This is a genomic window from Corynebacterium sp. HMSC074C05 (assembly GCF_001838325.1).
GTDB lineage: Bacteria > Actinomycetota > Actinomycetes > Mycobacteriales > Mycobacteriaceae > Corynebacterium > Corynebacterium amycolatum.
Genome location: NZ_KV836292.1, coordinates 18,873 through 31,286, shown reverse-complemented (window position 1 = coordinate 31,286; position 12,414 = coordinate 18,873). Strand labels below are relative to the sequence as shown.

General features: G+C 56.0%; 9 protein-coding genes. 3 read left to right on the top strand and 6 right to left on the bottom strand.

Annotated elements, in window-relative coordinates; all coding sequences use genetic code 11:
- Positions 1–14: 14 nt before the first annotated feature.
- The 4 genes from HMPREF3042_RS10650 to HMPREF3042_RS06345 all read right to left on the bottom strand — a co-directional run bounded on the left by HMPREF3042_RS10650 (position 15) and on the right by HMPREF3042_RS06345 (position 4,698).
- A complete protein-coding gene (locus HMPREF3042_RS10650; RefSeq protein WP_005509735.1) occupies positions 15–1,016 on the bottom strand; it encodes a DNA cytosine methyltransferase in 1,002 nt (333 codons plus the stop codon).
- A 164-nt stretch (positions 1,017–1,180) separates the two neighbouring features.
- On the bottom strand, positions 1,181–2,110 hold the full coding sequence (locus HMPREF3042_RS06355; protein ID WP_070601566.1) for a NaeI family type II restriction endonuclease: 930 nt from the start codon (positions 2,108–2,110) through the stop codon (positions 1,181–1,183).
- Between the two features lie 110 nt (positions 2,111–2,220).
- Complete coding sequence (locus HMPREF3042_RS06350; protein ID WP_070549626.1) at positions 2,221–3,360, bottom strand: trypsin-like serine protease; 1,140 nt, start codon at positions 3,358–3,360, stop codon at positions 2,221–2,223.
- A 255-nt stretch (positions 3,361–3,615) separates the two neighbouring features.
- Positions 3,616–4,698: a chymotrypsin family serine protease gene (locus HMPREF3042_RS06345; RefSeq protein ID WP_246816316.1), complete on the bottom strand. Its 1,083-nt coding sequence runs from the start codon at positions 4,696–4,698 to the stop codon at positions 3,616–3,618.
- A gap of 277 nt (positions 4,699–4,975) precedes the next feature.
- Here HMPREF3042_RS06345 and HMPREF3042_RS10645 point away from each other — a divergent pair, with 277 nt between their 5' ends.
- Positions 4,976–5,530, top strand: coding sequence for a hypothetical protein (locus tag HMPREF3042_RS10645; RefSeq protein ID WP_070603706.1), 555 nt, complete (start codon positions 4,976–4,978; stop codon positions 5,528–5,530).
- A 28-nt stretch (positions 5,531–5,558) separates the two neighbouring features.
- Here the strand turns inward: HMPREF3042_RS10645 and HMPREF3042_RS06340 are convergent, their stop codons facing one another.
- Positions 5,559–6,389: a hypothetical protein gene (locus tag HMPREF3042_RS06340; protein ID WP_070856588.1), complete on the bottom strand. Its 831-nt coding sequence runs from the start codon at positions 6,387–6,389 to the stop codon at positions 5,559–5,561.
- A 199-nt stretch (positions 6,390–6,588) separates the two neighbouring features.
- Positions 6,589–7,401, bottom strand: coding sequence for a (2Fe-2S)-binding protein (locus HMPREF3042_RS06335; protein ID WP_070601568.1), 813 nt, complete (start codon positions 7,399–7,401; stop codon positions 6,589–6,591).
- A 186-nt stretch (positions 7,402–7,587) separates the two neighbouring features.
- On the opposite strand from HMPREF3042_RS06335, the gene HMPREF3042_RS06330 reads away from it, so the two are divergent.
- Positions 7,588–8,406 (top strand): hypothetical protein, encoded by an 819-nt coding sequence (locus HMPREF3042_RS06330; RefSeq protein WP_246816318.1) that lies wholly within the window; start codon positions 7,588–7,590, stop codon positions 8,404–8,406.
- Positions 8,407–8,497: 91 nt separating this feature from the next.
- Entirely contained in the window at positions 8,498–12,355 is a 3,858-nt protein-coding gene (locus tag HMPREF3042_RS06325; RefSeq protein WP_168168132.1) for an ABC transporter ATP-binding protein, read from the top strand.
- The last annotated feature ends 59 nt before the right edge of the window (positions 12,356–12,414 follow it).

Below are 12,414 nucleotides of genomic sequence, written 5' to 3'. Positions count from 1 at the left end.
AAAAGACTCGACTCTTATACAGCTATGACCTCTTGAATCGGCACCTGTGCTGTGTTTTTATTTAGTGCATTTGAAATCGAAGTTCCCAATGCTCTTGCCACAGGAGGCGGAAATGCATTTCCGACCTGTCTCCAGGCAGCAGTTTTCTTTCCAGAAATTTTCCACTCCGGTGGAAAACCTTGAATTAGAGCTCCCATAGCAACTGTAAGCCGTGGAGGTTGATCCACTGGATCGTCAGCGGCAGGCGGATACTCCGCGATTGACGACCCCTTAACCCCTAGCTTGGCCCATGCTTCTCTTGCACGCGAAGGACCAACATCTGGGCCACCATGCTTCTTAGATCCGCCAACGAGAGTCGGCGCAATTTTATTCGCACGAGCTGCCCAACTTTCCGCTCCTGGCCACCCCTGCGAAGCCATCTCCGCATAAAGCGTTTCACCTACTGTCGGGGCTTCACCTTGCGGTTCAGGCCAGTGGAAAAATGGAGCATACTCCTGTTTCACAGCTACCAACACAAAACGAGGACGGAGTTGCGGAACACCGTGTTCCGAAGCATAAATTAATCGCCAATGTGGTTCATATCCAAGACGATAGAGTTCGTTAAGAACGGACTCTCGGTAATTCTTAAACCGTGGTTGCGACAACCCCTTCACGTTCTCCAAGAGCACTGCTTTCGGGTCGGCCAAAGCAATAATCTCAAGCGCTTTTGGGAAAAGATCTCGCTCGTCATCAGCCCCGAGCTGCTTTCCGGCAATTGAAAACGGTGGGCAAGGCACACCCCCAGCCACTAGATCTACGCCTTTGAAATCCGCTCCGTTTAAGTTGAGGACATCGTCCTCGCGAACATTCCAACGCTGTTTTGCTGCAACGAGATCGTTGTCCCTATTCAAACGCAGCGTATTACAGGCATCTCGGTCGTTCTCTACTGTGCATACATGATAGAAACCGGCTTGCTCAAGCCCCAAAGCTTGGCCACCAGCACCGGCGCAAATCTCTAGCGATGTGAATCCACTCATCTCTAACGCCACCTCCTACATCGCCAACCAATGGTTCTTCGAACTGGAAGCTACCCGATGCTCAGGATCCACCACGAGACATAATTCGAACATCCATTCGATACCGTGCTTAATAACGCTTTCTACCCTACTACCCCGACTGATTTTACGGTCAACAAACCCGATCAGAATGAAATAGGTGCCTGTACCACCGGGTCAGTGCTCGTAGCTACTCGCCAAGACTGACCGTCAATTTCCACAGCGCCCCGCCCCCGATGAGAATCAGTAACCGACACAACTCTCAGCGCAATCAACTCATCGGAACGCAGTTTCACACCAGCCAACTGCTCCGCGATTTCCATCTGCCGCATATACTTTCCGGTTAAGATAATTATGCCCTCAGCTGCCAGAGCTGTACGCGCACCACCATTGCCACGCACACGCTTCATGTAGTCGCGCTGTTTCGCCACCGTTGCAATATCTTCTCGATTGATGACCAATCCGAGCGCCTGCCGGAAAAACTCGTTAACTCGCTTTTGCCCAGATCGATTGGCGAAGATCTTCTCACGAGCACTTTCCGGCAAATGAAGCAATCGATTTATGGGCAGCGGAGCGTCATCAAAGATCCAATCAATTCCAGATCGAGCTGACCGAGTAAACGTCCGCTTCCGATCACGATTCCCACCTTTCGTCAATTTGTCCGACGAAGCTCGCTCAACACAAACACTGAAACAGGAATCCTCATCAGAGGAATGCAGTCCAATAATAATCTCGTTTTCGGCTTCTACCGGGATCATCCACGACCCCTTATTCATGGAAAACTTGCAGTCTACGTCGATTCCAGCGATCCGATAATCAAGATGTTTCTGTATGCCGTCATCGATGATCTCCGCAAACTCATGACGGATAGCGATTTCGATCAATGTTCCAAAATGGGTCTTCTCAGTCTTGTAAAGCTGTTCCCAGCGGTAACGTCCTGTTTTCTGGCCGTTATATAGCAAGTAATAGGTTTCCCTAAAAACCTTTGCAAACCGATCCCCTTCTGGATCCGCATCACGAATTAGTGCCTTGACCTTTTCGACCTCCGAATCGGCAGCACTGGTTATCTTTTGCATAGTTAAGGACCTTAAGCCACAAACCCCCTACCCCGCCACCATGGCGGAATAGGGGGTTAAACGGAGCGTCGTAAAGCGAACGCCCTATCTACGAGACTGCGGTGACCTGATTAGAACAGGCTCGGCAGGTTCGCCTGCGAGGAAATGCTGTCGGCTGCCTGTGTTGCCTGAGCGGTCGCACCAGACAGCTCCGGGATCGGCAGCTCCGGGAGAGCTGGGCTCTCCGAGATGATGTCAGCAATTTCCGGTGGGACCTCAACGCCCTCTGGGAGCAGCTCGCCAATCGGCCCCAGATCCGGCTCTTCCTGCGGGACGTGCTGGTTGGTGTACTGGACGTCCTCGTCAATCGTGCGGAACTCAGACTGCGGTTCAGTGGAAGTCTCTACCTTGAAGCGCTCGTTAACCTGGCCGTCTGGGATGTCGTACTGCTCTTCAAGAGCAACGTCAATCGGCTGGAAGCGGCTCAGCGGGCCAATACCCATGGAGTTAACGCCGATGGCCTCGCGAGTCTCTGGGTTGTAGGCGTTTCCGCCCGAATCGCCGTGGTCAATCGGAGCGATGGCCCAGACACCGTTGCGGACACGGAAGACCTGGAAGCCGCAACCGCGGCCAGTACGGGAACCGTCAGTGCACACGGGCTCACCGAAGTTGTCGACGGAGATCTCCATCGGGTCGAGAGTGCGCTTGTCCTCGATACCGACGATTTGAACCGGCTCGCCATGGACGTTGCCGAACTCATCCACAGAGTGGGACATAGAGGTGGTCTTGATGTCGTCCTGAACCTCAATGATGCCGTAGTCACCGCTATTGAAGAGCTCGTTGAAGAACTCCGGCATAGTGGTGTTTTCGTCGAAGTCGCTCTCTTCCGGCATGACATCGGTGCCCATGTAGTCCTTGTTGACCAGCTTGTCGCCATCCTTGGTTGGGATGAAGAACTGGCCGGTGACCTCTTCACCAGTATCCAGATCCTTCGCCACAACACAGTGACCGGCAGTCATGATGACACGATGCGAAACGCCATTCTGATCCACAACGGTGCCAGGAACTCCCAGAGAACACATCGGGGACTGAACATGACGTCCGTCGATGTTCTTGCTGCTCGGGAACGGCATTCGCAACGGCGAGCCCGGGCCGATGACAACATCCGAGTTTGCCGGTGCAGCCTCAGCTACCGCGATTCCGGGCACAAAGCCACCTACAGCTACCGACAGTGCAGCCGTGAGTGTGGCGACCTTCTTCGAACTGGCCATAGTGTGCGCTACTCCATTTCTGTACAGAAAACTTGTCCCACTCAGTGTATTAGGGACACCTTTACAAAGCTCTCCAAAAATGAAACCTAGGGTGAAATTCTCAGTCGAGGAACCGGTGATTCGCCTTCATTTCACACTCATTAGACATCAAAAAGTTTGCTCAACAGCAATGCAAGAGCCAGAACCATCCGCCTTGGATGATTCTGGCTCTCTTAACGGTTCGGGGGTGATTTTTGTCAGATTCTCAGACTGGTGCTAGCTCTCAAAGCTTGGAAGCTGAATTTCTGCCAACTGAGGCGACTCAGACAGATGTGACAATTGTGGTAATTGGGGCGATTGTGGCAGCTCAGGGACTTGCGGTAACTGTGGCAGCTGGTCCACGAGATCGACTAGCTGCGGTACAGAACCTTCCTGTGAATCCTGCGAATCCTGCGCCCGGGCATACTCCTGATCCGCCGCCATATCCTCGTTGAGGGTGCGATAGGTGGAGTCGCGCTGAGCCGTGGAATCCGATACCTCAAAGTGGTCGTTTACTTGACCGTCGGGAATACCGTAGGCCTCCTGGATGGCAATATCCGCGGGCATCACACGCGAGACCGGACCGAAGGTCATCGAATTCACGCCAATAACTTCATTTGTGGTCGGGTCGTAGGCATTTCCGCCAGAGTCACCGTGATCAACGCCAATACCAACCGTCCAGATGCCGTTTCGAGCTCGGAATACCTGATATCCACAGGCTCGTCCGGTGCGCATACCGTCCTTGCAGATAGGCTTGCCAAGATTATCGAAGGAGACTTCGCCACGCGGCAGGTCTTCATTGTCCTGAATGCCAGTCATCACTACCGGCTCCCCGTAGCTCTGACCATTTTCATCAATGGAGTAACTTGCACCGGTAGTCTCTACGTCCGGATCCAGGTTGATTATTCCGTAGTCCGCGCCATTAAAGCCTGCCGGCAACGACTCCAGTCCGGCATCTTCCTGCGGCAATTCCCAACGATGGGCACCTGCGGTACCAATGCGCTTATCACCTTCAGTGGTTGGCACATACACCTCACCAGTGACGATTGGCAGACCTATATCCGGAGCATCATTCAGGCAGTGCCCTGCGGTTAACATGACCCGATGCTTCTCCCCGTTGCGGTCCGTCACCGTCCCCGGAACACCCGCCGAACACATCGGCGAGTTGATATTTCGATACCCATCCCACGGACTTCCCTCCATGGGGGTTCGAATCGGGTCACCCGGACCAACCACGACAGCATGTGCAGCGACCGGGGCCACCAAGGACAAAAGTGCTGCGAAAGCCGCTACCGCCAGTCGACTTCTTGCGTGCTTCATTGAGACGAATCTTTCAAATGTTTAGTTTTCCTTTAGGGCCACCACTCACACTAATCCACCACCCCACCCCCAGAAATAGTGTTTTCTCAGACTCTTGGGCTTTTACAAAAGTCGTTATCGAATCGTTTCCACAACCCCACGCGTCCCTGCAATAACACCAGACACCTAGCCAATTGACTACCCCCACTTGGGTAGCCCACTGATGCTAATCTTATTTCGCACACGCGTTCTATACGTTCGAAAATATGAGTCCGGGGTGTTCGATAATTTGTGAGCCATGAGTACAACAAACGAGTTTCCCATTCACCGTCGCCTAGCCCTTCCCCCGCTATCCGCTACCTACCGTGCAGAATGTTTCGAAGACCTCGCCCTCATCCGCACAATCCTCTGCCACCCCACCATCGGCCGTAGGCATTCGCCCGGCGCGCTGGATCACTCCTTCTCGCTTTCCGACGGGCCTGTGGTCACCGTCCGAGCGTCACGGATAGCGCTTCCTCGCGCACTGGTCTCTCAGCTTGCCGACGTGCACGCGGAATACTTCGTCCTGAAGGATGAGCCCATGTTCATGTACTCCGTTTCCGTCAAGGTGGAATCCTCATCGGAGGTAGTCCTCCGCGGAATTGGCGGTTCGAATCGGACACGGGAAGAAAACCGCCGACGCACTCGGGCTGTAGCCGAGGCTCTCCATCGTGCGCAGGACTGCAGCAAGATACACGAAAACGGCACTGACCTCGCACTCCCCGGGCGCCGTTATAGTTGGATCGGCACCAGGGACGCGCGGCCACTGCCGTGTCCTAGCGAGCTCTTTTCTTCTCGCTCATCAGCGGCTTAGCACTAGTCACAGCACTGCCGCAGTATAGCTACTCGCTGTCGTCGCCTTCTTCGTCGTCCTCGTCGTCATAGTCGCCATCGTCGTAGAGGTCATCATCGTCCTCGTCGTCATCATCCTCGTCCAAGGAGGCAACGTGATCAGAGTAGATGTACTCTGCATACCCGTCATCGACGGGTGCCAGCTGATCTTCCCATTCCTCTGCGCGGTCTACTACGAGCGCAAGGACATCCATCAGCTTGTCAAAGTCCTTGAAGGTGCCCAGTGTCAGAACCTCATTGCGCAAGGTCTGGATATCAGAGTAGAGGTCAGCGAACATCTTGCGACGGTCATCATCGGTGAGAACCGTTTCGGTGTCCGAGTCCCAGAACTCCGCGATGGCCTGGTCGACGATGTCGTCCAAGTTCGCGTCCTGGGAGATGAAGCGGACGTGTGCGCTGGGCTCGTTGTTGTGGGCAGTTACCAAAACCTGCACCAACGAGGAGGTACCAACTTCGGAGGTAACCAGAGTTGCCTCTTCGGGGTCCTGTTCAAACTCCAGGTCAGCAATGCGGTCATCGTCGCCATCGAGCAGAGTGCGAAGCAGGCCAACAACCTGGTCAGTAGCTACATGGTGAACGACTGCTGCGACGGCGTCTTCGACGGAGAATACAGCGGAGACCAGAACAGCTTCGAACTCGTCGTCCTCATCATCCACATCGGCAGCGGCTACGTAAACTTCGGCAGCCGGGATGTCCTCATCAATGGTGACGAACTGAACCTCCAGGTCAGAGGTAATGGGAACGAAGAGGGTGTCATCGTTGACACGACTTTCAATGCCCTCGCGGTCCAGTGCCGCAGCAATCTGCTCGAAAAAGCTCATGGGTGGAATCCTCCCTTGAAAGATAATTGGCCTCTACCCGCAGCCAATCGTAGCGACAAACGCGCAATCATGGGGCGGCTCATGCCCCCCGACAATTGTTGCGAAAGATCACGCCGGCAGTGCGCGTGCTACATCAAAGCCGCCAACGCGGCCGGTTGAGGGGCAGGCCGCCAGCTGTCGATTCTCGAAAACAGAGCGCTCAGTAGCGTGCCCAGAGCTGATGGCGTTCCTCACGCGAACGTTTCGGACACGAGACACACAGATCGGCGTCTGGGCTGTGATAAATCATGCAGCAAGTAGCTCTCTCCAGGTGAGTAACTACATCGAAGTCCGGTTCTTCTCCCGATTCAGCAGCGGCTTCATCCCAGGGGCGCACCTCGCCTCCACAGGAATCCATGAAACGAGGAAGAGGGACCTTATGTACTCGCTGTATTCCCTCAACGACATGTTTGCCAATAAGCGCTCCGCGCCAGGGCTCCATCAGCTCATTACCGGCGGATATTGCGGCATTAGCTACGGCATCGGCAGCCACGGCCCAAAGAGGAGCAGGCTTGATTTCCCCGACTTCTCCAACAACCTGAGCCAACGGCTCCAAGAAATGGGCCAGTGCTTCGCCGGAATCCTTCAGCTCATCCGCATCCTCAGCAGAAATGCTTTCAAACTGTTGAGCTTGGAACCCGACCCAATAGTCATCTCGGAGAAATGTGAACCAAGAAGACCACTGCCACACTGGAACTCGATCGGAAACCAACACGCATGCCAGCGATGGCCCTACCAATGCTCCGCACATGGACCACCACCACAACTGGGCCTGGAAACGGGTATCCACCTCAACCTCGGGCATGGGAAACAGCCTTCTCCCGGCCTCAATTCCGGCGGCTACCGCTTCGGTAGAAAGGTGCCACTCCGCAGCGCCGTCGTGAGGCATGACATCTGCGGAAAACCGAGGAAAGTCCGCCAAAAGCTGGGAGTACTCGGGAGCCAATGCGGCACCCCGCATGACATCGTTCACCAGTCTCACCCTTCTATCCGCTGTGGTAGTCGCCGTACACCTGTCTATTTTTCCACCGACTACGGAATTTCCCCACAGCTCAGTAGTGTTTATATGGGCATATGGCTCTCAACGGACCCGTTTAGGAGGTCTACTACTTTGTTCCAAAAGACGAAGAAGGATTCAACTCGCACAGTAACTGATGCAGTGAACTCAACCCCCGAAGCAATCGAACGTGATGCCGGAAAACTGGGAACTCTTCTTATCCAAACCCTGGATAAGACCATGAGCTGGCAGTCATCTGCCATCACCGGGTACGTCAGTTCCTTGCACAAGCGCAAAAAAGATGAAACTCCGGCGCAGGTACAGGAACGTATTGATTCCCACTACCTGAACCTGGTCACCGGCACCGGTGGTGCAGCTGGCGGCAGCGCGGTTCTTCCCGGCGTCGGCATGATTACGGGCTTGGCTGCAGTTACCGGTGAATCGCTGCTGTTCCTGGAAGCATCCGCCTGGTACACACTGGCCTCAGCAACCCTGCGCGATATTGACATCACCGATCCACAACGCCGTCGCACGCTCATTCTTGCGGCCATGAGTGGTTCTGAGGGGACAGCTATTATGGCTTCTCTGCTTGGCGAGGAATCGCTGCGGAAGCAGACCAAAACTTCCGTAAATTCTCTACTGCCACGGCTTGGTGTTCCGCAGCTGGGTGCAGCAAACCGTCTGCTAATTCGCGAGGCACGCAAGCGCTTGATGAAGAACGCTCGTCTGGCCATCATCGGTAAGATTTTGCCATTTGGAATTGGCGCCGTGGTTGGAGCCTCCGCAAACCGCAAGCTCGGTGGCATTCTTATCAGCTCCACTCGCGCATCTCTGGGCCCACTTCCCCAGGATTGGTCGGACTTTGAACGAAAGCTACCGGTTAAATCCAACACCTCTGAAGATTCGAAGAAGGACTCAAAGTCATCGAGGTTCTCTATTCCCTCGGCGCTGAAGTGGCCGAAGAAAAAGAAGAATAAGTAGTTCCTCTTACCCCGATTACCCTTCAGCGACGTTTTTCAATGGAAGAGCGGTACCCACCATGGCCCAGAGCAAACCCCTCAGAACCTCTCCCATGAAGTTCTTGTGGAAACAGTCTCTTCACAGGCCACTACCGCTCTATGGTGTCGTTGTTGCAGCGCTAATCGTTGTCGGGGTGGAGTCCGTACTTCCGCTTCTCACTAGAGATGCCATTGATGTGGCAACGGGCTCTTCCGATGGCGGTGTCCCCGCGCGCTTGCTGCCTTCCCTAACTCCCCTGCAGGCAGTCATTTCCGTATTTCTGGCCATCGCGTTAGTACGCTTCATCGCCCAGGTGGGGCGCAGATTCTTCTCCGGCAAACTCTCCATTGATGTTCAGCACGACCTGCGACTAAAAATCCTTCGCTCCCTACAAAACCTCGATGGTCCAGCACAAGACCGAGTCAACACCGGCCAGGTTGTGTCCCGGTCAATTTCCGACCTCCAGGCAGTGTCCGGACTACTGGCGATGTTGCCGTTGACGCTGGGGTCCGTCGTCAAGCTGTTCATCACTATCGGCATCATGCTCGCCCTCTCGCTGCCCCTGACACTGGTTGGCCTCGCCGTGGTGCCAGCGATTGTCTACATTGCAGTGAATTCGCGTGACAAACTCCATGCCGCAACCTGGGCTGCCCAACAGCAAGCAGGCGAGATTGCCGGACAAGTCGAGGAAACCGTTTCCGGCATCCGTGTTGTCAAGGCGTTTGCGCAGGGTGACAACGAAGTTGCGAAGATGGAGCGTAACTCGTCTCTGCTCTATTCCCTCCGCCTGCGAGCGGCAAAACTCAGCGCTCGATTCCAACCGGCGCTGCAGTCGTTGCCGCAACTGTCCCTCGTCGGAAATATCGCGGTCGGTGGCTGGCTAGCGATTCACGGACACATCACCCTAGGCACGTTCGTAGCTTTTGCCACGTATCTCACCAGCCTGACTGCCCTGTCGCGTCTGGTCTCCAACATGGTCATCTCGATACAGCTGACGTCGGCAAGCATCGACCGCATTTCCGATGTCATCGACGCCCGACCAGACAACCCCGAATCCACCGACGCGCTTCCTCTCCCCGACGGCCCCGTTGGCATCAGCTTCAACCACGTCACCCACAGCCGTGGCGGACGCACGCTTATCGACGATGTCTCATTCTCCGTCGCGCCAGGGGCGACCTTAGCGTTGATTGGCCCACCGGGGTCCGGAAAGACTATCGCCACGGAGTTACTCGGCCGTCACTATCTGCCGGATTCGGGAACTATCACTATCGATGCGCCCAGCCACGGCACATCCACAGATACCGCGCGCATTCTCTCCAGCGACGTATATGACGCTATTACTGTCGTTCCGGACACTCCTTATCTATTTGCGGGCACGTTGCGTGAGAACATCGCATTCGCCAATCCCGCGGCGTCCCAGGAAGAGATTATCGCCGCAGCGACCGCCGCCCAGGTCAACTTCGTCGACGACCTGCCTCAGGGGTGGGACACAGCCATCGGCGAGCGCGGGCATAATCTCTCCGGCGGACAAGCTCAACGCGTGGCATTAGCACGGGCATTCCTCGCCCGTCCTCGAATTTTGGTTCTCGATGACGCAACCTCAGCAATCGACGCTGCAACTGAGTTGGAAATCTTCAACGCGCTGACCTCACAGCTGGCGGATACGACTATCGTCATCGTGGCGCATCGATCTTCCACTCTCGAGCAGGCGGACCACATCGCCATTTTCGAAGACGGTGCCGTCACCGGCATTGGAACCAAGGCCGAACTGATTACTTCTCATCCGCGCTTCACCGAGCTGATGGACATCGACCAGAGTGCCTACCCCGAAATCGAAAACCTCGTTCTCGACCCCATCGACAGTGAGGACCCCAGCCCCGAGGAACTCTGGCCCGACGAATCCGCACCAACCTCCGACGACTCCACGTCAGACACCTCTGCGCGGCTTCCCAGAGGCGCCACTTCTCAAATGACCCGCGGGGTTGGCCGAGCCGGAGGCGGTCCAGGTGGACCCGGTGGCCCTGGTGGTCCCGGTGGCCGCGGCGGCGGGCGCGGCGGCGGGCGTGGCGGCATGGGGGCGGCTCTCGCCAATGCCCCTGCGACGCCAGAGCTTCTCGAGCGTGTGCGAAACCTCCCACCCGCTAGCGAAAAACCGCGTGTACCAGCTCGAGCACTCGACAACTCCGAGCCTTTTTCTCTGCGCCGGCTGCTCTCCTACGTCCGCGGCCTATTTATAAGCGTCATTGCGCTGCTCGCCCTCATTGCCGTTGCCGATCTCGCGTTCCCCATGCTCGTGCGCTACGCCATTGACCACGGCATCCGTGAGCACAATGAAGCCGTGTTGTGGGCCTGCGCCGCAGGCGGTTTGGCGACAGTCCTCATCAGCTGGATTGCCGTAGCCACAAATGCTGTTATTACTGCGCGCACTGGTGAGCGGCTGCTCTATGCCCTGCGTGTGCGCTGCTACCGCCACCTGCAGTCGCTTGGCATTAACTACTTCGAGGCCAATCGCTCGGGTGCCATCATGACGAGGATGACAACCGACATCGACGCGCTGTCCTCGTTCCTACAAACGGGATTGGCAGAGGGCGCGATTGCCACGTTCACTCTGCTCGGTGTCTCAGTGCTGTTGCTTGCCACACAGGTGTCACTCGCCGCGGTGGCGTTGGCGACGCTTCCCATCATTGTGGCGGCCACCCTGGTATTCCGCCGAATCTCCTCACGCCTATACAAGGCTGCACGCGAGCAACTTTCCTTGGTCAACGCTGATTTCCAGGAGACCATTGGTGGGCTTCGCGAGATTCAGATGTACCACCGCGTCGCCGATATCGAATCTTCCTTTGCCGAGGGATCCGATAAGTACCGCGCAATTCGTCAGCGAGCACAGCTGGCCGTGGCCTTATTCTTCCCCGGCATCAACTTCGTCTCTGAGTTGGCAACAGCTGCGGTGTTGGCTGTCGGCGCCCAACAGGTTGCTGCGGGAACTACGACACCCGGCGTACTCGTCGCCTTCACGCTGTACCTGGGAATGCTCTTTGGCCCGATTCAGCAGCTGTCCCATGTTTTCGACGGCTACCAGCAGGCGAAGGTCGGTCTCAATCGCATTGGTGACCTCCTACAGACCGCCCCCATGTCAGATCACGGCACTACTGACGTCGCGTCCCGTGCAGCTGCCGGCGACCTGCGCTTAGACAAGGTGACTTTCTCCTACCCCGCCACCAACTCTGAGCACGAACGCCCGCAGGTCCTCGATGCTCTCGATTTGCAGATTCCTGCCGGAGAAACAGTCGCAATTGTCGGATCCACCGGTGCCGGAAAATCAACAATCATTAAGTTGTTTGCCCGTTTTTACGATCCAGTTGACGGTGTGGTGCGAGCCTCTGAAACTGACATCCGCGACTTCCCTCTTAACGATTGGCGACGCACCCTCGGCTATGTTCCCCAAGAATCACACCTATTTTCGGGGACAGTAGCAACAAACATTTCCTACGGTCTGCCGGACAGCAGTCATGCTGAAATTCAGCAAGCCGCGAAGAATGTCGGTGCTCTCAGCACCATTGCCAGCCTGCCCGGCGGCTTCCACCACCCCGTCGGCCCAGATGGCCGAGGACTCTCCTCCGGACAGCGTCAACTCATCGCACTCGCTCGTGCCGAAATGATGCGTCCTGAACTGCTGCTTCTCGACGAGGCCACCGCGACACTCGACCCTGCAACTGAGTCGGCAATCCACGAAGCCACTGACCGTGCGTCGCGTCAACGCTCGGCAATTATTGTGGCCCACCGCCTGGCTACGGCAGCTCGGGCCAATCGGATTTTGGTACTTGACCACGGACGTATTGTCGAGGACGGCTCCCATGAAGAGCTTCTCGCGGCGGGTGGCCAATACGCAGAGCTCTGGAGCAAGTACCATATGGGGAGCGCGACGGTGTAGTAATTCAGAATTTTCGTTATCCTTGAATGACACTTTGACGCTTGCGCTCATTAGAATAA

Coding starts and splice junctions, on each gene's coding strand:
- HMPREF3042_RS10650 (WP_005509735.1), bottom strand. CDS start 1,016: ATGAGTGGATTCACATCGCTAGAGATTTGCGCCGGTGCTGGTGGCCAA.
- HMPREF3042_RS06355 (WP_070601566.1), bottom strand. CDS start 2,110: ATGCAAAAGATAACCAGTGCTGCCGATTCGGAGGTCGAAAAGGTCAAG.
- HMPREF3042_RS06350 (WP_070549626.1), bottom strand. CDS start 3,360: ATGGCCAGTTCGAAGAAGGTCGCCACACTCACGGCTGCACTGTCGGTA.
- HMPREF3042_RS06345 (WP_246816316.1), bottom strand. CDS start 4,698: ATGAAGCACGCAAGAAGTCGACTGGCGGTAGCGGCTTTCGCAGCACTT.
- HMPREF3042_RS10645 (WP_070603706.1), top strand. CDS start 4,976: ATGAGTACAACAAACGAGTTTCCCATTCACCGTCGCCTAGCCCTTCCC.
- HMPREF3042_RS06340 (WP_070856588.1), bottom strand. CDS start 6,389: ATGAGCTTTTTCGAGCAGATTGCTGCGGCACTGGACCGCGAGGGCATT.
- HMPREF3042_RS06325 (WP_168168132.1), top strand. CDS start 8,498: ATGAAGTTCTTGTGGAAACAGTCTCTTCACAGGCCACTACCGCTCTAT.